General features: G+C 72.5%; 18 protein-coding genes. 10 read left to right on the top strand and 8 right to left on the bottom strand.

Annotation, left to right across the window (positions count from 1 at the left end; all coding sequences use genetic code 11):
- Positions 1–103: 103 nt before the first annotated feature.
- Genes BLT99_RS15705 through BLT99_RS15680 form a run of 6 tightly spaced genes read right to left on the bottom strand, consistent with a single transcriptional unit; the run spans position 104 to position 6113 of the window.
- On the bottom strand, positions 104–949 hold the full coding sequence (locus BLT99_RS15705) for an ABC transporter permease (RefSeq protein ID WP_092674534.1): 846 nt from the start codon (positions 947–949) through the stop codon (positions 104–106).
- A complete protein-coding gene (locus tag BLT99_RS15700) occupies positions 946–1845 on the bottom strand; it encodes an ABC transporter ATP-binding protein (protein ID WP_092674531.1) in 900 nt (299 codons plus the stop codon). Before BLT99_RS15700 ends, BLT99_RS15705 begins: the two co-directional genes overlap by 4 nt.
- The gene (locus BLT99_RS15695) at positions 1842–2774 is read right to left on the bottom strand and encodes an ABC transporter permease (RefSeq protein ID WP_092674528.1); all 933 of its coding nucleotides are present in this window, start codon (positions 2772–2774) and stop codon (positions 1842–1844) included. Before BLT99_RS15695 ends, BLT99_RS15700 begins: the two co-directional genes overlap by 4 nt.
- The gene (locus BLT99_RS15690; protein ID WP_092674525.1) at positions 2771–3787 is read right to left on the bottom strand and encodes a TIGR03842 family LLM class F420-dependent oxidoreductase; all 1017 of its coding nucleotides are present in this window, start codon (positions 3785–3787) and stop codon (positions 2771–2773) included. Before BLT99_RS15690 ends, BLT99_RS15695 begins: the two co-directional genes overlap by 4 nt.
- Positions 3788–3801: 14 nt before the next feature.
- Positions 3802–5238: a dihydropyrimidinase gene (gene hydA, locus BLT99_RS15685; RefSeq protein ID WP_092674523.1), complete on the bottom strand. Its 1437-nt coding sequence runs from the start codon at positions 5236–5238 to the stop codon at positions 3802–3804.
- A 26-nt stretch (positions 5239–5264) separates the two neighbouring features.
- A complete protein-coding gene (locus BLT99_RS15680) occupies positions 5265–6113 on the bottom strand; it encodes a nitrilase-related carbon-nitrogen hydrolase (protein WP_092674520.1) in 849 nt (282 codons plus the stop codon).
- A gap of 259 nt (positions 6114–6372) precedes the next feature.
- Here BLT99_RS15680 and BLT99_RS15675 point away from each other — a divergent pair, with 259 nt between their 5' ends.
- Positions 6373–7779 (top strand): aminotransferase class I/II-fold pyridoxal phosphate-dependent enzyme, encoded by a 1407-nt coding sequence (locus BLT99_RS15675; protein WP_231945691.1) that lies wholly within the window; start codon positions 6373–6375, stop codon positions 7777–7779.
- A 159-nt stretch (positions 7780–7938) separates the two neighbouring features.
- Entirely contained in the window at positions 7939–8517 is a 579-nt protein-coding gene (locus BLT99_RS15670; protein WP_092676541.1) for a dihydrofolate reductase family protein, read from the top strand.
- 95 nt (positions 8518–8612) lie between these two features.
- Here BLT99_RS15670 and BLT99_RS15665 read toward each other — a convergent pair whose 3' ends face one another.
- Both BLT99_RS15665 and BLT99_RS15660 read right to left on the bottom strand, forming a co-directional pair.
- Entirely contained in the window at positions 8613–10724 is a 2112-nt protein-coding gene (locus BLT99_RS15665; RefSeq protein WP_308208996.1) for an elongation factor G, read from the bottom strand.
- A 37-nt stretch (positions 10725–10761) separates the two neighbouring features.
- On the bottom strand, positions 10762–11631 hold the full coding sequence (locus BLT99_RS15660) for an LLM class flavin-dependent oxidoreductase (RefSeq protein WP_092674515.1): 870 nt from the start codon (positions 11629–11631) through the stop codon (positions 10762–10764).
- A gap of 134 nt (positions 11632–11765) precedes the next feature.
- On the opposite strand from BLT99_RS15660, the gene BLT99_RS15655 reads away from it, so the two are divergent.
- From BLT99_RS15655 to BLT99_RS15620, 8 genes are all read left to right on the top strand, one after another.
- Entirely contained in the window at positions 11766–12794 is a 1029-nt protein-coding gene (locus tag BLT99_RS15655) for a zinc-binding alcohol dehydrogenase family protein (RefSeq protein WP_092674513.1), read from the top strand.
- A gap of 9 nt (positions 12795–12803) precedes the next feature.
- Positions 12804–13880 carry a 2-phospho-L-lactate transferase gene (gene cofD / locus BLT99_RS15650; protein WP_092674510.1) on the top strand — a complete coding sequence of 359 codons (1077 nt, stop codon included), beginning with the start codon at positions 12804–12806 and terminating at the stop codon, positions 13878–13880.
- A 146-nt stretch (positions 13881–14026) separates the two neighbouring features.
- Positions 14027–15055 carry a putative F420-0 ABC transporter substrate-binding protein gene (locus tag BLT99_RS15645; protein WP_092674508.1) on the top strand — a complete coding sequence of 343 codons (1029 nt, stop codon included), beginning with the start codon at positions 14027–14029 and terminating at the stop codon, positions 15053–15055.
- On the top strand, positions 15055–16128 hold the full coding sequence (locus BLT99_RS15640; protein ID WP_092674506.1) for a putative F420-0 ABC transporter permease subunit: 1074 nt from the start codon (positions 15055–15057) through the stop codon (positions 16126–16128). Before BLT99_RS15645 ends, BLT99_RS15640 begins: the two co-directional genes overlap by 1 nt.
- Positions 16125–17009, top strand: a complete 885-nt coding sequence (locus BLT99_RS15635; RefSeq protein WP_092674503.1) for an ABC transporter ATP-binding protein — start codon at positions 16125–16127, stop codon at positions 17007–17009. The genes BLT99_RS15640 and BLT99_RS15635 overlap by 4 nt, the downstream gene beginning before the upstream one ends.
- A gap of 127 nt (positions 17010–17136) precedes the next feature.
- Positions 17137–19773 (top strand): cell wall-binding repeat-containing protein, encoded by a 2637-nt coding sequence (locus BLT99_RS15630; protein WP_092674502.1) that lies wholly within the window; start codon positions 17137–17139, stop codon positions 19771–19773.
- A 51-nt stretch (positions 19774–19824) separates the two neighbouring features.
- Positions 19825–20334: a nucleoside/nucleotide kinase family protein gene (locus BLT99_RS15625; RefSeq protein ID WP_092674500.1), complete on the top strand. Its 510-nt coding sequence runs from the start codon at positions 19825–19827 to the stop codon at positions 20332–20334.
- The gene (locus tag BLT99_RS15620; RefSeq protein ID WP_092674498.1) at positions 20331–20957 is read left to right on the top strand and encodes a pyridoxamine 5'-phosphate oxidase family protein; all 627 of its coding nucleotides are present in this window, start codon (positions 20331–20333) and stop codon (positions 20955–20957) included. Before BLT99_RS15625 ends, BLT99_RS15620 begins: the two co-directional genes overlap by 4 nt.
- The last annotated feature ends 74 nt before the right edge of the window (positions 20958–21031 follow it).

The following is a 21031-nucleotide window of genomic DNA, read 5'->3' as shown; positions in this document are numbered from 1 at the left end:
CTTGGTGGTGGTGCTGTGGTGCGGATCCGACCGGCGATGCCGGCAGGCCGTGAGCCGGGCGACATCGGCCGGCGGGTCGGGGTTCGGGTCGGGGGAGGTCAGGTCATCGGTGGCGCGAGGCGATCCTCTCGATCAGGCTGGTGAGTGCGAAGAACACGAGTCCGAGCAGGATGGCGCCGATCACGAACGCCCAGGCGCGGGCGTAGGCGCTGGATGCCGCGGCCGTCGTGATCGCCGAGCCGAGGCCGAGCCGCGGTCCGCCGAAGTACTCCGCGACGAGGGCCGAGATCACCGCGAGCGACGACGCGATCCGCAGGCCCGTGAAGAAGTGGGGCAGTGCCGACGGGATGGTGACGAAGCGCGTCTGCTGGGACGACGTGGCCGCGTACGCGCGCATGAGGTCGCGATGCACCGGACGGACCTGCCGGAGCCCCCGGAGGGTGTTGAGGAAGACCGGCACGAACGCGGCCAGCGACGCGATCATGATGCGCGCGACCTCGGACGTCGACCCGAACATCGTGTACAGCACCGGGGCGAGCGCGACGATCGGCACGACCGCGACGGCCGCGACGACCGGCGCGAGCATGCCGTCGATCGCGCGGACCGACGAGGCGACGATCGCGAGCAGCACGCCGAGCACGGCGCCGATGACGAGGCCGATGAGCGCGTTCAGGCCCGTCGCGAGCGTCGCGGCGAGCACCTGCGGGGCGTACTGGACGAGCTGCGCCCAGATCGCGGAGGGACTCGCGAGCACGAAGGGAGGGATGCCGGCGGCGACCACGACGAGCTCGACCAGCAGCACGAGCACGATGAAGAGCACGATCGGCGGCACGACCAGCTTGACGAATCGCCGGAGCGGGCCGTCGGCACCGGCGCGCCGGCGCTTGGCCGCGGCGGACGACGGCGGCGCGAGCTGCGTCGCGATCGCCGCGTCGGGCAGGCCGGTCATCGCACGTCCACCCCCCGTGCCGCGCCGGCGGACGGCGCGGTCGCCGGGCCGTGGAGAGCCTCGCGCACTGCGGTGACGCCCTCGAAGTACGCGGCGTCCTCGCGCAGGTCCTCGCCGCGTTCGGCCGCCTCGCCGAGGCGGACGTCGATCTCGTCGGTGATGCGCCCGGGTCGCGGCGACATCACGACGACGCGGTCGGAGAGGTACACGGCCTCGGGGATCGAGTGCGTGACGAACACGACCGCGGCCCCGGTCTCGGCGCGGATCCGGAGCAGCTCGGTCTGCATGCGCTCGCGGGTCATCTCGTCGAGCGCACCGAACGGCTCGTCCATGAGCAGCAGGCGCGGTTGCTCGGCGAGCGAGCGGGCGATCGCGACGCGCTGCTGCATGCCGCCCGAGAGCTGGTCGGGGTAGTGCTTCGAGAAGTCAGCGAGTCCGACGAGCTCGAGGAGCTCCGCGACGCGAGACCGCCGCTGGGCCGCCGCGACGCCGTGCAGCTGCAGCGGCAGCTCGATGTTCGCCGCGACCGTGCGCCATGGCAGCAGGCCCGCCTGCTGGAACGCGATGCCGTACGCCTGGTCGACGCGCGCCTGCTGTGCGGTGCGGCCGAAGACCCGGATGTCGCCGGCCGTCGGTTCGTCGAGATCCGCGATGAGGCGGAGCAGGGTGGACTTGCCGCAGCCCGACGGACCGATGAGGCTCACGAACTCGCCCGCGTGCACGGTCAGGTCGATGCCCGTGAGGGCCGTGACGCTCGAGCCCTTCGCGCCGGGGAAGATCCGCTCGACGCCGCGGACGACGACGGCCTCGGACGCCTCGGCGCCGGATCCGGCCGGCGTCGCCGAGGTCGGCTCGGGGGCGGACGCGGCCGTGCTCGGGGACGATGGGCTGCTCATGCGACGGTCTCCTGTCGGCGGAACGGGCTGAGGAAGGCGGCGAGGAGGGCGACGAATCCCGCGGCGACGAGGCCGAGCAGCACGGCGCCGAGGATCGGCGCCCACGGCTTCGCGGGATCGCTCGACGCGGCGACCGCGGTCTCGAGGATGAGCCGTCCGATGCCCCCCGTGAAGCCGACCGAGATCTCGGCGACGACCGTGCCGACGACGGCATTGGCTGCCGCGAGTCGCATCGCGGGGATGAGGAACGGCACGCTCGCGGGCAGGCGCAGCCGGAACAGCGTCCTCCACCATCCGGCCGCATAGCTGCGCATGAGGTCGAGGTGCGCGGCCTCAGGGGACTGCAGGCCGCGCAGGGCCCCGACGGCGACCGGGAAGAACGCGAGGTAGCTCGCGATGATGACGACCGACATCCAGCTCTCCCACGAGAACGCGCCGAACTCGAGGCGCGAGCCCCAGTTGCGGATGAGCGGCGCGAGCGCGATGAGCGGAACCGTCTGGCTGAGGATCACGAACGGGAGCACGGCGCGCTCGGCGATGCGGAACCCGAGCATGAGCAGCGCGAGCGCGAACCCGACGACGACGCCCACGAGCCATCCCAGCGCCGCGACCCCCAGGCTCGTGAGCGCGGCCAGCAGCACCACCGCACCGAGCGGCAGCGCGCCGGGCGCCCGGGTCACGGGCTCGACGATGCGCGCGAACATCTCCCAGGTGTGCGGCATCGCCTGGTCGCTCGTGCGAGGCAGCAGGCGGATGCCGCTGCCCGTCACGCCCTCCTGCGCTCCCACGAGCCATCCGTCGGCCGGACCGACGAGCTTGTACAGCTCCCAGATTGCGGCGAGCGCGACGATCCCGAGCGCGCCCCACAGCACCGCACGCCATCGGCGCGAGGTGCGGCGCGTGCGCGGGGTCGTCGTGCCGGTCGTCATCGCTTGGCCACGATGTGCTCGGAGAGCGCCGGGATGACGGTCTCGCCGTAGACCCGCAGCGTCTCCTCCTTGTTGTCGTGCTGGAGGTAGCCGGCGAACTGGTCGACGCCGAGCTCGGCGAGGGCCTTCAGCTTCTGGATGTGCTGGTCGGCGGAGCCGAGCACGCAGAACCGCTCGACGATCTCGTCAGGCACGAACTCGGTGTGCGTGTTCCCGGCCCGGCCGTGCTCGTTGTAGTCGTAGTCCTGGCGCCCGCGGATGTAGTCGGTGAGGGCGTCGGGGACGGTGCCATGCGCGCCGTACTTCGCGACGATGTCGGCGACGTGGTTGCCGACCATGCCGCCGAACCAGCGGCACTGGTCGCGCATGTGCGCCCAGTCGTCGCCGATGTACATGGGCGCGGCCACGCAGAACTTCACCGACATCGGGTCGCGCCCGACCTTCTCGGCGGCGTCCCGGACCGTCTTGATCATCCAGGCCGCGATGTCGAGGTCGGCCAGCTGGAGGATGAAGCCGTCGCCGACCTCGCCCGCGACGCGGAGCGCCATCGGTCCGTAGGCGGCGACCCACACCTCGAGCTCGGACCCCGTGCTCCACGGGAACTGGATGGTCGAGTCGTGGTACTCGACCGGGCGCGAGTTCGCGAGCTCGCGGATCACGTGGATCGACTCGCGCAGCTCGGTCATGGTGGTCGGCTTGCCGTTCGTCACGCGCACCGCCGAATCGCCGCGGCCGATCCCGCACACGGTGCGATTGCCGAACATCTCGTTGAGCGTCGCGAAGACCGACGCCGTCACCGTCCAGTCGCGCGTCGCCGGGTTGGTCACGAACGGGCCGACCTTGATGCGCTGGGTCTGCGCGAGGATCTGGCTGTAGATGACGTAGGGCTCCTGCCAGAGGATGTGCGAGTCGAACGTCCAGACGTGGCTGAACCCGTGCACCTCGGCGAGCTTCGCGAGCTGGATCGTCCGCGATGCCGGGGGGTTGGTCTGCAGGACCGCTCCGAATTCCATGCTGCTCCCGTCGCTCAGATCAGGTACTGGCTGAGGCCGCGCTTGAGGTACTGCCCGTGGCCCGCGGCGCCCGTGAACGCGTCGTCCTCGACGACCACGCGGCCGCGCGAGATCACCGTGTCGACCTTGCCGTCGATCTCGTAGCCCTCCCACGCCGAGTAGTCCATGTTCATGTGGTGGGTCTTCTCGAGGCCGATCGACGTGTGCCCGTTCGGGTCGTAGACGACGATGTCGGCGTCGGCGCCGGGCTGGATCACGCCCTTGCGCCCGTAGAGCCCGAACATCCGGGCCGGCGTCGTGCTCGTGAGCTCGACCCAGCGCTCGAGCGTGATCTCGCCGGTCACGACGCCCTGGTACATGAGGTCCATGCGGTGCTCGATCGAACCGATGCCGTTCGGGGTCTTCCGGAAGTCGCCGAGGCCGAGCTCCTTCTGGTCCTTCATGCAGAACGGGCAGTGGTCGGTCGAGACCATCTGCAGGTCGTTCGTGCGCAGCGCCTGCCACATCGAGTCCTGGTGGCCTTCGGCGCGGCTTCGCAGCGGCGTCGAGCACACCCACTTCGCGCCCTCGAAGGCGCCCCACTCGTCGCTCTTCGCACCGAGCTGGTCCTCAAGCGAGAGGTAGAGGTACTGCGGACAGGTCTCGCCGTAGACGTTCTGGCCCTTGTCGCGCGCCCAGGCGAGCTGCTCGACGGCCTGCTTGGCCGACACGTGCACCACGTAGAGCGGCGCGCCGGTGAGCTTCGCGAGCATGATCGCGCGGTGCGTCGCCTCCTCCTCCATCTCCCACGCGCGCGCGATGCCGTGGTAGTACGGGTCGGTCTTGCCCTGCTCGACGAGCTGGGCCGCGAGGACGTCGATCGCGGGCCCGTTCTCGGCGTGCATCATCGTGAGCATGCCCGTGTCGCGCGACACCTGCATGGCCTTCAGGATCTGCGCGTCATCCGAGTAGAAGACCCCCGGATAGGCCATGAACATCTTGAAGCTCGTGACGCCCTCGTCGGGCAGCTTCCGCATCGCCTCGAGGGATGCCTCGTTCACGTCGCCGACGATCTGGTGGAAGCCGTAGTCGATGGCGCAGTTGCCGCCGGCCTTCTCGTGCCAGGCCGCCAATCCGTCTTCGAGGCGCTGGCCGTACGTCTGCACCGCGAAGTCGATGATCGAGGTCGTCCCGCCGTGGGCCGCCGCGATCGTTCCCGACTCGAACGTGTCGGATGCCTCGGTGCCGCCGAACGGCAGTTGCATGTGGGTGTGGGCGTCGATACCGCCCGGGATCACGTACTTGCCGGTCGCGTCGACGACACGGTCGACGGATGTCGCGACATCCGTGCCCAGCAGTTCGCTGCCGGGCTGCAGCACGGCGACGATACGCTCGCCGTCGACGAGCACGTCGGCCTCGACGCGCCCGGTCGCGCTCACCACGGTGCCGCCGGAGATGAGGGTGGTCGTCATTTCGCTCGCTCCTTCGCGACTCGTCGTTACGGCTTGGGGATCGAGGTGTACGACTCCGGCCGGCGGTCGCGGTAGAACTGCCACGCGTTGCGCACGTCGCGGATCATGTCCATGTCGAGGTCGCGGATGACGACCTCCTCCTCGCTGTCGGAGCCGTAGCCGCCGACGATGTTGCCCTGCGGGTCGACGAACTGGCTCGAGCCGTAGAAGTTGACCGCGAGCTCGCCGTACTCGTTGTCCTCGAGGCCCACGCGGTTGGGTGCGCCGATGAAGTAGCCGTTCGCGGCGGCGGCCGCGGGCTGCTCGATCTCCCAGAGGCGGGCCGAGAGGCCGGGCTTGGTGGCGTTGGGGTTGAACACGATCTGGGCGCCGTTCAGGCCGAGTTCGCGCCATCCCTCGGGGAAGTGCCGGTCGTAGCAGATGTAGACGCCGATCGGGCCGACCGCGGTGTTGAACACCGGATAGCCGAGGTTGCCGGGTCGGAAGTAGAACTTCTCCCAGAACCGGTCGAGGTGCGGGATGTGGTGCTTGCGGTACTTGCCGAGGATCGTGCCGTCGGAGTCGACCACGACCGCGGTGTTGTAGTACACGCCGGGCTGGTCCTCCTCGTAGATCGGCAGCACCATGACCATGCCGAGCTCCTTGGCGAGCGCGGCGAAGCGCTGCACGATCGGGCCGTCGGCGGGCTCGGCGTAGTCGTAGTACTTCACGTCCTCGGTGATGCCGAAGTACGGACCGTAGAACAGCTCCTGGAAGCAGATCACCTCGGCGCCCTGCTCCTTGGCCTGCCGGGCGAACTGCTCGTGCTTGTCGAGCATCGACTCCTTGTCGCCCGTCCAGGTCGTCTGGGTGATGGCTGCTCGAACGATCGTCATGGTGCCTCCTGAGTCGGTCGGCGCCGTTGCCGCCCGCCCGGACAGGCGTGGAACTAGTGCCTGCCGTGCGTGCCGCGACGCCGAGGGGTGGTGCCGAGGACCGGCGTCGGCTGGGGACCGGCGACGGAGGAGCGGGCCTCGCGACCCGTTCTGTTATTCTTCGGCGTGAACATTTCCCTTGTGTTTCCGATTGTGACGCGGTGGTTAAACATCCTGTCCCTTGCTGCGTGAGGAGGCAATGGTGCGTTCAGGTGGTCGTGTGGATGTCTCGGAGCTGACGACGCTCGCCGCGTTCGCCGACACGACCCCCCGGGGCATCGCGGGCGACCTGGCCCGACTGGTGAACAGCGGGGAACTGGCGGCGGGCGTGCGCCTGCCCACCGTCCGGGAGCTGGCCTCCGAACTGGGGGTGAGCCCCGCGACCATCAGCCAGGCCTGGCAGGCGCTCGCCCGCGCGGGCCTCATCGAGTCGCGCGGGCGCGCCGGCAGCTACGTGCGCCGCGACGCCGCCGACGGGCCGGCCATGCGCATGCGCGGGATGGCGGCCCCCGACGATCCGGTGCGGCTCGACCTGTCGCGCGGCACGCCCGACCCGCTGCTGCTGCCCCCGCTCGGCCCGGCGCTCTCGCGCGTCTCGGCACGAGCGGATGTCGGCAGCTACCAGGCGGAGCCCGTGCTGCCGGGGCTCGCCGCGGTCCTGCGCGACTCCTGGCCCGGCCCGGCCGAGTCGATCGTGGTCGTCGACGGCGCCCTCGACGCGATCTCGCGCACGCTCGAGCAGGTCGTGCGCTTCGGCGACCGGGTCGTGGTCGAGCACCCCTGCTTCCCGCCGTTCCTCGACCTGCTCGACCTGCTCGGCGCCGAGGCGGTGCCCGTCGCGATCGACGAGCACGGGATGTCGCCCGACGGGCTCGCGTCCGCGCTGCGTCGGCGACCCGCTGCCGTGCTGCTGCAGCCGCGCGCGCAGAACCCCACGGGGGCGTCCATGACCGCGTCACGCGCCTCGGCGCTGGCGGACGTCATCCGCTCGGCCGTCGCGGACGGGCACGCCGATCTCGTCGTGATCGAGGATGACCATTCGGGGCAGATCTCGACCTCGGCCGACGTGTCGCTCGCCGCGCACCTGCCCGACCACGTGGTGCACGTGCGCAGCTTCTCGAAGTCGCACGGGCCCGACTTGCGCATCGCCGCGGTCGGCGGGCCGCGCGACCTCGTCGGGCGCATCATGGCGCGCCGAATGCTCGGACCGGGCTGGACCTCGCGCCTGCTGCAGTCGATCCTGCTCGACCTGCTCACGGATGGCGCGGCCATCGAGGCCGTCGCCGAGGCGCGTCGCGCGTACTACACGCGCCAGCGCGCGCTCGGCGACGCGCTCAGGGCGCGGGGCGTGGCGGTGGCGCAGGCCGACGGGATCAACCTGTGGATGCCCGTGCTCTCGGAGCGGTCGACGCTCGTCCAGCTCGCGGCGACGGGGATCCGGGTCGCCGGCGGCACGCCGTTCCTCGCCGCGGCGTCGAACGGGTCGACGGTCGCGGGCGCTGCGCGGGAGCGCGGACCGGAGCGGGAGTTCGTGCGCGTGACCGTCGGCGTGGTGCGCGAGGACGCGGCATCCGTCGCCGACGCGCTCGCGAGCGCCGCGCAGCACCTCGCCGCGGGCGGGTACTGAGCCTGCCCGACGGATACTCCGCAGTCCACCACGCTCGCGGGGCGTCCAGGCGTCGTCGACTGCGGACTCCTTCCGCGCGACGGAGCTTCGGCCGCGGGGTGGTCGCCGCGAGTCCGCGGGTCTAGCCTCGGGACCGACGGGCGTCGAAGGGGACGAGTGATGCAACGACTGACCGTGGACTTCATCATCTCGCTGGACGGCTACGGCGCAGCCGAGGGCTGGCCGGGCTGGTGGGGCATGGAGAGCCCCGAATACCTGCAGTGGCTCCAGGATTCGCCGGAGCAGGACCATCCGATCCTGATGGGCTCGACGACCTACCGCCTGATGTCGGCGCTGGCCGAGTCGGGCGAGCCGGGCACCGACATGCTCGACGGCATGCCGAAGGTGGTGTTCTCCTCGACGCTGAGCGAGCCGCTGTCGTGGGCGAACACCCGCCTCGTGACCACCGACGCGGTGGCCGCGGTGCGCGCGATGAAGGAGGAGTCCGACCTCCCGCTGCGCACGCTCGGCAGCGTGTCGCTGTGCCGCTCGTTGCTGCGCGCGGGCCTCGTCGATCTCTACCGCGTCGTCGTGTTCCCGGTCATCACCGGGGCGACCGGGCGCGACCGCATCTTCGACGGCTACCCCGACGTGCGGCTCGAACTGGTGCAGAGCCGCACCTTCGAGGGCGGCCTGCAGCTGCTCGAGTACGTGCCGACGGTGCTCGAGGGTCCGCCCGGCATCGCAGCGAGCGGATGACGCGGCCACCGCGGGTGCCGTGACCGGTGAGTCCGCAGTCCACCACCCTGGCGAAGCGGTCAGGCGTGGTCGACTGCGGAGTATCTCCGCGATGCTCAGGCGCGGGTCGCGTTCGGGGCCTTCGCGTAGTGGTCGGGCGTCACGGTGAGCTCGGCCTGGCCCGCCGTGATCGAGCGGAGGTCGAGCACGTAGCGGGCGAGCTCGGACTCGGGCACGTGGGCGACCACGCGCGCGCGACCGTCTTCCGCCGACTCGGTCGCGTGCACGCGGCCGCGACGACCCGACAGGTCCGTCAGGACGGCGCCCTGCAGGTCGTTCGGGACCGTGACGGTGACCGAGGCGACCGGCTCGAGCACGACCGTGCCGGCCTCGGCGAGCGCCGCCTTGACGCCGATCGAGGCCGCCGTGCGGAACGCCATCTCGGACGAGTCGACCGAGTGCGACTTGCCGTCGAGCAGCTCGACGCGCACGTCGACGACCGGGTGACCCTGCGGCCCGCCTCCGGCGAGGGCATCTCGCGCCCCGCGCTCGACGGCCGGGATGTACTGCCGGGGCACCGCGCCGCCGGTGACCGAGTCGACGAACTCGAACCCGTCGCCCGGCGCGAGCGGCGACAGCCGGAGCTGCACGACGGCGAACTGGCCATGACCGCCCGACTGCTTCTTGAGCTTGCCCTCGACCTGCGCGGTGCCGGCGATGGTCTCGCGGTAGGCCACAGGGGCGGGGCCGGTGGTGACGTGCACGCCGAACACCCGCGCGAGCCGCTCGACCGCGACGGCGAGGTGCGTGTCGCCGAGGCCGCGCAGGATGGTCTTGTCGCCCGAGCGCTCGAGAACGAGCGTCGGGTCCTCGGCCACGAGCCGCCCGAGCGCCGACGAGAGCTTCTCGTCGTCGGACTGCGAGGCCGGATCGAGCGTGACGGCGTACACGGGGGCCCGCGACGGAAGGCTCGCGGGCCGCGCGGTGCCGCTCGTCCGCGACCACAGCACCGAACCGGATGGCGAGCCCGCGAGCTTCGCGACGGCCCCGACCTCGCCCGCGGCCAGCGTGCCGGCGGTGAGGTGCTCCGCCCCGCGGAGCTTGAACAGGCCGTGGATGCGCTCGTCGACGCCGGTCGTCGCGTTCCGGAGCTTGTCGCCCGTGCGCAGCGTGCCCGAGAGCACCTTGAGCATCGACACCTGTCCGACGAACGGGTCGGCCACGGTGCGGAACACGTGCACGACGACGTCGCCGCCGGGGTTGGGGGCGACGCGGGTCTCGGTGCCGCCGCCGTCCTCGGCCGAGCCGCCGATGATGATGCGCCCGTCGTGATCGAGCCCTGACGGCGACAGCTCGCAGATCAGGTCCGCGACGCGGTCGATGCCCGTCTCGGTGACGCCTGAGCAGACGAGCACCGGCACCGCCTCGCCGTTCGCCACCTCGGCAGCGAGCGTGCGCTCGAGGTCGCGCACGGGCGGCTCGTTGCCCTCGAGGTACGCCTCGAGCTGCGCGTCGTCGTGCGAGACGATGTCCTCGGTCACGTCGACGTGGAGCTGGTGCTCCTCGGCCTCGGCGTCGGGCGGCAGCGGCTCGTCGTGGTGGCGCCCGTCGCCGTCGTACACCAGCGCCTGCTCGCTCAGCACGTCGGCGATCGAGGTGAATGCCTGCTCCTCGCCGAGCGGCAGCTCGAGCGGCCACAGGTGCTCGCCGAACGCGGCGCGCAGCTCGGCCAGCACGCGACGGAAGTCGGCGCGCGCCTTGTCCTCCTGCGTGACCACGATGATGCGCGGCACGCCCGCCGCCTCGGCCGCCGACCAGGCGAACCGCGTGCCCGCGGTGACGCCGTCGACCGCGCTCACCACGATCATCGCGACATCCGCCACCGACAGCGCCGCGTCGACGCCGCCCACGAAGTCGGGATGGCCGGGAGCGTCCGCGAGCGTGACGCCGTACGCGACCCCGTCGGGACCCGTCCACTCGAGGTAGGCGAGCGAGAGCCCGAGGGTCGTGCCTCGCGCGATCTCCTCGGGCTCATGGTCGCAGACGGTCGTGCCCTGCTCCACGGTGCCGACCCTCGGGATGGCACCGGCCCGATGCAGCAGCGCCTCCGCGAGCGTGGTCTTGCCCGAACCTGCCCCGCCCACCAGGGCGATGGTCCGGTGGGTGGCAGTCGATGCCGAGTTCATGAGGCCTCCCGCGACGTTGCGGATCTCCGTCAGTCCATCCATCCTGACCCTGTCGCGCGCGGAATGCCAGAGGCGGCCGCTACCCGACCGCCGCGCGTCGTTCGGCGACGAGCGCGCGCGTCTCCGGGACGATCCGGGAACCCAGCTCGGCGATGAGCGCCTCGTCGTCGCCGGTGACGATGAAGGTGTCGACGCCGTGCCGGGTGGCGAGGTCGGCGAGCGAGTCGGGCCGGGCGAGGTCGGGCCCCACGTTCAGCAGGCGGCGGATGTCGCGGGGCTCGCGACCCGCGGCCCGGGCCGCGTCGTCGATCACGGCGTGGGCTGCATCGAGCGACGCCGTGCCGTGCTCCAGGCGAGCCAGGGACGGCAGCCACCCGTCGGCGGCCCGCCCGACGAGGCGGAGGCCCTTGGGCTTCAGCACGCCGAGCCAGATCGGGATCGGCCGCTGCACGGGCGTAGGCCCCCGCTTGGCGCCGCGGATGGGATGGTGCGCCTGGTCGAGGAACACGCCGCCCGTGGCATCCGTGTCGAGCAGTTCGCGGATGACCGTGATCGCCTCGGCGAGCGCGTCGCCCGATTCGGCTTGCGTGCGCGCTGGTGCGCCCATGGCCTCGGCGGCCTGCGGGAATCCACCGGCGCCGAGGGCGAGCACCGCGCGCCCGCCGGTGAGCAGGTCGAGGGATGCCGCCGCCCGCGCGAGCACGGCCGGCGGACGCAGCAGCAGGTTGTGCACGTTCGCCGAGATGCGGATGCGGCTCGTCCGGGCGCCCACCCAGCTCATGAGCGTCCACGTGTCGAGGAACCGGGGCTGGTACGGGTGGTCCTGGAAGGTGACGTACTCCAGGCCCGCGGCCTCGCTCGCGAGGGCGAGCGCGACGGTGCGTTCGGGGTCGAGCGCCGAGGGCGTGACGAACGTGCCGAACTCGATGCTGCGGCCGTGGTCGGGCATGGCGTCACGCTACGGCACGCGACCGAGCGCCACGGGAGGCGGAACGCCGGGCGCCGCGATCGGCGTGACCTTCGGCCCGCGCGCGTCGCGCCATCCGACGCACCCTGACGGAGGAAGGGGATCGGAACGGGATCATGCGCGAGGCGGAGGCACGGATCACGCGCGGCGACGGGGTGCTCGAGCACGCGCGGCTCGCGGTACTGCCGCCCGACCACGGCGACGTGCAGGTCGACGTGCTCGCGTGCGGCGTGTGCCGCACCGACCTGCACGTGATCGACGGCGAGCTGCCGCCCCATCGCAGCCCGGTCGTCCCTGGGCACCAAGTCGTGGGACGTGTCGCCGCGGTCGGCCCGAGCGTCCATCGGACGCGGGTGGGCGACCTCGTCGGCATCGCGTGGCTGCGCTCCACGTGCGGGGCGTGCGCATGGTGCCGATCGGGCCGCGAGAACCTGTGCCCCGATGCCACCTTCACCGGGTGGGACGCCGACGGCGGCTACGCGTCGATCGCGACGGTCCCGGAGGCGTTCGCATACGCGCTGCCGTCGGACGCCGATCCGCTGGCCGTCGCCCCGCTGCTCTGCGCGGGCATCATCGGCTACCGGGCGCTTCGACGCGCGAACCTGCCCGCCGGTGGACGGCTGGGGCTCTACGGCTTCGGCTCGAGCGCGCACCTGACCGCGCGGCTCGCGATGGCACAGGGCGCGACCGTCTTCGCCATGACCCGCGGCGAGGCCAACCGGCAGCTGGCCCGCGAGATCGGACTCGACTTCGTGGGCGACGAGCGCGAGGCGCCGCCCGAGCCGCCGGACGCCGCCATCGTGTTCGCCCCGGCGGGCGGTCTGGTCCCCGTCGCGCTCGAGGCGACGACCCGCGGCGGCACGGTGGTGCTCGCGGGCATACACATGACCGACGTGCCCGCGATGACCTACGCCGACCACCTCTTCCTCGAGCGCGACCTGCGGACGGTCACGGCCAACACGCGCGCCGACGGCGACGAGTTCCTGCGCGTCGCGCTCGGGCTCGGGCTGGCCCCGTCGGTCACGCCGTACGCGTTCGAACGTGCCGACGAGGCGGTCGACGACCTCCGCAGCGGCCGCGCGTCGGGATCGCTCGTGCTCGTGCGCGGCGACGCCGCGTCCGAGGCGGCCCCGCCCCGGGAGTAGCGTGGAGCGGTGAAGATCACGGTGCTCGCGGGCGGCGTCGGGGGCGCACGGTTCGTGCGCGGGCTCCGGGCGGCCTGCGCGAGGCGGTGGCCCGACACCGGCACGGATGGCGCGACCGGCGACGCCGTGCGCGACGCCGGCGTCGCGACATCCGCCGACGTCACCGTGGTCGTCAACACCGGCGACGACCTGTGGCTCGCGGGCGTGCGACTCATGCCCGACTTCGACTCACTCCTGTACGCCCTCGCGGGGGTGAACGACGCCGAGCGCGGCTGGGGACGGGCGGGCGAGAGCGAGCGGGTGGCCGGCGAGCTGCGCGAGTGGGGCGTCGGCTGGCCCTGGTTCACGCTCGGCGACCTCGACCTCGGCACGCACCTCGCGCGCACCTCGTGGCTGCGCGACGGACTCACGCCGTCGCAGGTCGGCGAGCGCCTGCAGCGCCGCTGGCCGCTCGGGGTGCGGCTCATCCCGGCCACCGACACCGAGGTCGACACCTGGGTGCGGATCGACCCCGCACACCCCGACGCCGCTGGTCGCGACGCCATGCACTTCCAGGAGTGGTGGACGAGGTACCGGGCCTCGATCCCGGCGCTCGGCTTCGAGCAGCGGAACCTCGACCTCGCACGCCCGGCACCCGGCGTCGAGGCGGCGATCGCCGAGGCCGACGTGGTGCTGCTCGCGCCCTCGAACCCGGTCGTCTCCATCGGCACGATCCTCGCGATCCCCGGACTGCGCGAGGCCCTCGCGGCGACGGCGGCGCCCGTGGTCGGCGTCTCGCCGATCATCGGCGGCCGGGTCGTGCGCGGCATGGCCGACGCGTGCCTCTCGGCGATCGGGGTCGCGACGGATGCCGCGGCGGTGGCCCGGCACTACGGAGCCCGGGCCGACGCCGACGCCGACCCCGCGGCGACGCAGGGCCTGCTCGACGGCTGGCTCGTCGACGAGGCCGATGCCGCGGTCGTCCCCGAGCTGGTCGACGCGGACATCGCGGCGACGGCCGTGCCGCTGTGGATGCACGACGTCGAGCGCGCGGCCGACCTCGCCGGCGCGGCGCTCGACCTCGCGTCGCGGCTCCGCCCGGCGTGAGGTCGCCGGACGCCGCACGAGCGACGGATCGGCATAGACTGTCGGGGACCGCCGGTTCGGATTGACCGGTCGGGCCGGCCCGGGTTTGGGCCGCGAGTCGCCGACATCGCTCGGATCCCCGTATTCGCACGCCACCCGGAGGTTCCATGCCCGCCCACCCCCTCGCTCGTCGCCGCGCCGCCGGCGCGCCCGCCGCCGCGCTGGTCGCCGCATCCGCCCTGCTCGCGCTCGCGGGCTGCGCGAGCGGCGCCGCGGGCGACGGCGCCGATGCGCCCTCTGGCGAATCGAGTGGTGCCGCGACATCCGGCTACCCGCTCACCGTCGACGACTGCGGCACCGAGGTCACGTTCGAGCAGACGCCGGAGCGCGTGGTCACGATCAAGTCGTCCACGCTCGAGCTCATGCTCGCGCTCGGCCTCGAGGACCGCATCGTCGGCGCCGCGTTCACCGACGGTCCCGTGCCCGACGAGTACGCCGACGCGGCGGCCGACGTCGAGATCCTCTCCGACAAGGTCCCTTCGCAGGAGGCGACGCTCGCCGCCGAGGCCGACCTGGTCTTCGCGGGCTGGGAGTCGAACCTCACGGCCGAGGGCGCCGGCGACCGCGCCACCCTCGAGCAGCTGGGCGTGCGCACCTACGTGGCGCCGGCCGCATGCCAGGGCGACGGGTACCGCCCCGACCCGCTCACGTTCGACGGCGTCTTCGCGGGCTTCGAGGAGGCCGGCGCGATCTTCGGCGTCGAGGACGCCGCGGCCGAGCTGGTGGCCGAGCAGCGTGCCGCGCTCGACGCCATCGAGCCGAACGACGACGGGCTCACGGCGCTCTGGTATTCGTCGGGCGACGACCAGCCGTTCGTCGGCGGCGGCACGGGCGCACCGCAGATGATCATGAACGCCGCAGGACTCGAGAACGTCGTCGGCGACGTGCGTGATTCGTGGACGTCGCTGTCGTGGGAGGCCGTCGTCGACGCGGATCCCGACGTGATCGTGCTCGTCGACGCGGTGTGGAACACGGCCGAGTCGAAGATCGCCAAGCTCGAGGCCAACCCGGCGACCGCCGCCATGCCCGCGGTGCAGCAGGGCCGGTACGTGATCGTCGACTTCCCGGCGACTGAGGCCGGCGTGCGCAACGTCGACGCGGTCGCGTCGATCGTGGAGCAGCTCGAGGCACGCTGATGACCCTGCAGGCGAGCAGTGCGACGGATGGCGCCCAGCGCCGTCCGCTCGCGCGGGCGCGCGCCGGAACGGGCACGGCGGTCGGCGTCGGCCTCGCGCTCGCGGCGCTGCTCGCGGCATCCGTCGTGCTCGCCGTCACGATCGGGCCGGCCGGCCTCGCGCCCGCGGACGTCGTCGCATCGATCGCCGCGCACCTCGGCATCGGCGAGCCGACGCTGTCGCCGCTGCGCGACGGCATCGTGTGGGAGCTGCGCATGCCGCGCGTGCTCACCGCCGCGGCGGTCGGCGCGGGCCTCGCGATCTGCGGCGTCGTCATGCAGGCGCTGACTCGCAACCCGCTCGCCGACCCGTACCTGCTCGGCCTGTCGTCGGGCGCGTCGGTCGGCGCGGTCGTGGTGCTCGTGCTCGGCATGGCGATCGCACTGCCCGTGGCGGCGTTCGCGGGCGCGCTCGCGGCCCTCGCCGCGACGCTCGGCCTGGCGCGGGGTGCGGGCGGGCTCAGCCCGACGACGACCGTGCTCGCCGGACTCGCCGTGTCGGCCGTGTTCGGCGCCGTCACGAGCCTCGTGATCTTCTGGAGCGCGACGAACGACAGCTACCGCGAGATCCTGAACTGGCTGCTCGGGTCGCTCTCGGGCGCCGACTGGCCGTCCGTCGCGCTCGCCGGCTCGGCGCTGCTGATCGTCGGCGTGCCGCTGCTCGCGACGGGGCGCACGCTCGATGCCTTCGCGTTCGGCGACACCGCGGCATCCGCGCTCGGCGTGCACGTGCCCCGCACCCGCGCGCTGCTGCTCGTCGCGACCGCCCTGCTGACCGGCGCGCTCGTGGCGGTCAGCGGTGCGATCGGCTTCGTCGGGCTGATCCTGCCGCACGCCGTGCGGCTCGTGGTCGGGTCGCGTCACCGCGCGCTGCTGCCGTTGTCGGCGCTGGCCGGCGCCGTGTTCCTGATCTGGGTCGACACGGGCGCTCGCACGCTGTTCGACCCGCGCGAACTGCCCGTCGGCATCCTGACGGCGCTCGTCGGCGGTCCGGTGTTCGCGGCGCTCATGCTCCGGTCGCGGAGGGCGTCATGAGCGGCCGGCGCGGCAGCGACCCGCGTGGCGGCGGCGGCACAGGACTCGAGGCGTCGCGCGTGCGCTTCGCGCGGGGGTCGCGCCTCATCGTGGACGGCGTCGACGTCACGGTCCCCCGCGGTGCCGTCGGCGCGCTGCTCGGACCGAACGGCGCGGGCAAGAGCACGCTGCTCCACCTCATCGCGGGCGTCGAGCACCCGGATGTCGCGGCGCTCACGCTCGACGGCGACGACCTCGTCTCGCTCCGACGCCGTGAACGCGCGCGTCGCATCGCGCTCGTCGAGCAGGACGCCCAGGCGCCGGAGGGCCTCCGCGTCGACCACGTCGTCGGCCTCGGTCGCGTGCCGCACCAGTCGGCGTGGGGCGTCGACTCGGCGCGCGACCGCGAAGTCGTGGCGCGTGCGCTGACGGCGGCCGGCGCATCCGCCTTCGCGGCGCGGCGGTACGACGAGCTCTCCGGCGGCGAGCGCCAGCGGGTGAACCTCGCCCGCGCGCTGGCGCAGGAGCCCGAGCTGCTGCTGCTCGACGAGCCGACGAACCACCTCGACATCCGGGCGCAACTCGCGACGCTCGAGCTGCTGCGACGCCTCGCCGACGACGGGCTCAGCGTCCTCGCGGCGCTGCACGACCTGTCGCTCGCGGCGTCGTACGCCGATCACGTCGTCGTGCTCGCGCAGGGCGCGGTCGTCACCGCCGGCGCGCCTACCGACGTGCTCACCCCCGAGCTCATCCGCGCGGTGTGGGACGTCGAGGCCCATGTGCTCGTCCACCCGGTCACCGGCCGCCCGCTGCTCGCCTTCGCGCCCGCCGTCGAGGACGCGCCCGGAGTCGTGCTCGGAACCCGCGGCGACCGATCGCCCCAGGACCTGCCGGTGCGCTGACCGGTTGCGCGCTTGGCACCTGAACGCGGCATACCGAGACGTCGCATCACGGCCTATGGTTCACTCTGAACGGGTCATCCCGGTCGACCCGCGCGCGTTCCCTAGACACGCGCCATGAGGAGGAACGATGGCTCTCGGTATCGCGCGCGCGCTCACTGCAGCAGCGCTGCTCGCACTGGTCGTCCAAACGGGTGTCGTCGGCCCCGCGCAGGCTCAGGCCCGAGCCGATGCTCCGCGCACCACGGCGACCACCCAGGCGCAGGCCGCGGTGGCGACCGCCGCGCCGGACACGACCAGCCCGATGGTCCTCGAGAACCGCAAGCCCGGAACCTCCGCGTGGCGCATCCCCGCGGCAGGCAAGGAGATCGGAGCCGACACGGTGAGCCCGATCAAGGGCTTCATGTCGGCGACGAGCGTGAACACCGGAGAATCCATCGACCTCAAGGTCAGCGTCGCGACCGCGGGCAACTTCGAGTACGGCGTCTACCGGATGGGCTGGTACCAGGGGCTCAGCGGGCGGCTCGTCACCAAGGGGACGGCGCCCGGAGTCAAGCAGGCCGCGTGCCAGATGAACTCGAGCACGGGCATGCTCACGTGCCCGTGGAACTCCACGCTCACCTTCGACACCACCGGCTGGATGTCGGGCATCTACCTCGTCGTGCTGACCCAGGGCAAGTACCAGAACTGGGCCCAGTTCGTGGTGCGCGACGACGCGCAGCAGGGCGCCATCGTCGCCATGCTTCCGGTCAACACGTTCCAGGCGTACAACAACTACCCCGAAGGGGCGGGCAAGAGCCTCTACGAGTTCAACTCCACCGGGGCCAAGACCCTCGCCGGCACGGTGCGGGCGGTCAAGGTCAGCTTCGACCGGCCCTACAACTGGGCCGGCGTGAGCCACAAGGTGTGGGAGCCGATCTGGACCGCCGGCTACCTCGAGTCGCGCGGCTGGCCGGTCAAGTACGTCACGAACATCGACCTCGACCGAGACCCGGGCATGGCCATCGGGCAGGCCGGCGTGCTCTCGCTCGGTCACGACGAGTACTGGACCGGCGCCATGTACACCGCGGCCGAGAAGGCTCGCGACGCCGGCGTCGATCTCGGGTTCCTCGGCGGCAACGACGTGTTCTGGCAGGTCCGCTACGAGTCGGGCGCCGGAGGCGCGGACCGGCGGGTCGTCGTCTGCTACAAGATCAGCTCGCTCGATCCGGTGACCACGCTGGCGAACAAGACGATCCTCTTCCGCGACATCGGTCGGGCCGAACAGCGACTGATGGGCGTGCAGTTCGACCTCCACGGCGAGATGACGCCGGCGGCCGACGCGGCCTGGGTCGTGCAGAGTCCCACGCACTGGGCGTATCGGGGAACGGGCCTGACGACGGGGTCCCGCCTACCCTACCTCGTCGGCGGCGAGGTCGACCGGTTCATGTCGAACTACCCGGCGCCGACCGCGAGCTCGCGCAACATCCTGGCTCGGTCGCCCATCGTCGACGTGCACGGGCATGCCGGCACGGCGGAGGCGTGGATCTACCGGGCCCCGTCCGGCGCCGACGTGTTCAGCGCAGGCACGTGGCGCATCAACCAGGCCCTCGGCGGCGTCGGCAAGTACGACAACGTCCCGATCCGCACCTTCATGGGGAACATCCTCGCGAGGGCGCAGGAGTTCCAGCTGTCGGCCACCTTCGACCGCGACGGTGGCGCCGATCGCTACGAGACCGCCGTGCTCGTGTCGCGTCGGCATTTCGACACGACCGGCGGCACGGTCGTCGTCGCGACCGGCAGCAACTTCCCCGACGCGCTGACCGCGACCCCCGTGACCCGCGGCGAAGGCCCCGTCCTCCTCGTCACCACCAACGCGATCCCCGCCGTGGTCAAGGCGGAGCTGCAGCGCCTCGCGCCGTCCCGGGTGATCATCGCCGGCTCGGCATCGGTCGTCAGCGACGGGGTCGCCGCCGAGATCGCCGAACTCACCGGCGCCACGGTGGAACGTCGGGGCGGTGCCAACCGCTACCAGACGGCGGCGCAGCTCTCGGCCGGGACGTTCGAGCCGGGAGTGCCGGTCGCGTACGTCGCCACGGGCCTCGACTTCCCCGACGCGCTCGCAGCCGGATCGGCGGGGGCGACGCTCGGTGGCCCGGTCCTGATCAACCAAGGCGACTCGCTCGTTCCGCCAACGCTGGCCGAGCTGCAGCGCCTCAAGCCCCAGCGGATCGTCGTCGTGGGGAGCTCGGCCGTCGTCAGCGGCGCGGTGTTCACGCAACTGCGCTCCCTCGCGCCCCAGGTCGTTCGCCTGGCCGGACGGGATCGGTACGAGACCTCGCGCGCGATCACCCGCGACCTCCACGGCGTGTCCGAGGCGCCGACCGCGTACCTCGCGACCGGACTCAACTTCCCCGACGCCTTGGCAGCGGCCCCCGCCGTCGCGTCGACCGGAGGCGTGCTGGTGCTGGTGAACTCGGTGCTCGGTCCGGGTGCCGCCGAGGAGATCGTCCGGAATCGGGTGACCGAGGTCATCGCGATCGGCAGCGCCAGCGTCGTCTCGAACACGGTGATGAGCCAGGCGAAGGCGCTGTTCGACTCCGTCGCCGACCCCGGCGCGCGGTTGGCGCCGGCGCCGCCCGCGGAGTCCGTCGAGCCGAGCGACGACGCCGTCGTGGCGCCCGCACCGCCCGCCTCATCCGACGGCCTGAACCTCGAGTCGAGCGACGCTCGCAAGGTCGACGATCCGCACGACATGGTGTGGTTCACGCCGCGCTACGGCGGCTGACCGCGTCCTCCGGCTCGCGCGGAGCGCGAGCCGGAGGCGTAGCGTGAGGGCATGGGTGAGCTGAGCGAAGCACGTCGCGACCTGCTCGAGTCGGTCGCCGAGGAGTTCCTGCACAACTCGTGGGCCGGCCGCCGGCTCGTCGCCGTCGAGGCGACGACCGAGGAGGACGCCGCTCGGTTCGCCGACGACCTCGCGGCCGTCCTCGTCGCCCGCGGCCAGCCCGCGGTCCGCCGCTCGGTCGGCGACGTCGACGAGGCGACGTTGCGCCGCGACACGATCGAGCCGTTCCGGGACGGCACGCTCGCGGGCGCCCAGGACGACGAGACGATCCTCGTCGTCGACGGCCGGCGACTCCTCAACCGGTCGGTCCGTGGCATCTGGCACTTCGCGATCTGGACGCTCCGCGACGACGAGCTGCCGCACGGCACCGCCGACGTGAACGTCGACGTGAGCGACGAGTCCGCGCCGACGCGGTACTTCTACGATCTCTGCAAGCTGCCGCCCAGCGTCGGCGAGCGTCGCGCCGATCCGTCGATGCCCGTCGTGGAGTCCCGGGCGTGAGCGAGCGCGGCACCGCCGTGACCACCGTCGACGAGCTCGAGGCGATCATCGGCACGCCGCTCCCGCGCGTCGCCGACAAGGTGCGCGATCGCCTGCAGGAGGTCGACCGCGAGTGGCTCGCCGCGGCATCCCTCGCCTTCGTCGCGACCTGCGACGAGAAGGGCCGCCTCGACGTGTCGCCGAAGGGCGACCCGGCGGGCTTCGCACACGTGCTCGACGACACCACCATCGCGATCCCAGAGCGACCCGGGAACCGACGCGCGGACGGCTTCCGCAACATCCTGCGCAACCCGCACGTCGGCCTGGTGTTCGTGGTGCCCGGTCGGGGCGACACCCTCCGCATCAACGGCCGGGCGACGATCGTGCGCGACGCGCCGTTCCTCGACGGCATGGTCGTGAACGGCAACCGACCGGCCCTCGCCCTCCTCGTCGACATCGACGAGGTGTTCTTCCACTGCTCGAAGGCGTTCCTGCGCTCGAGCGCCTGGCAGCCCGACACCTGGCGGCCCGAGGCGGTACGGCGCCGGGCGCTCATCGCGAAGGCGATCGAGCAGCCCGAGGCGGATGTCGCGGCGATCGACGAGTACTACGGGCCCTCGTACGCGGAGCGCATCTACCGCTGACGGCCCGGACGCACTCGGGCACCAGCCCGCAGCGAACATCCCGTCGAGCGCGCCGTCCTCCCGGGTAGGGTCGC

Origin of the sequence: Agromyces flavus, assembly GCF_900104685.1 — a bacterium.
Lineage (GTDB): Bacteria > Actinomycetota > Actinomycetes > Actinomycetales > Microbacteriaceae > Agromyces > Agromyces flavus.
The sequence above is the reverse complement of the archived record's forward strand: the minus strand, read 5'-3'. Positions and strand labels throughout refer to the sequence as shown.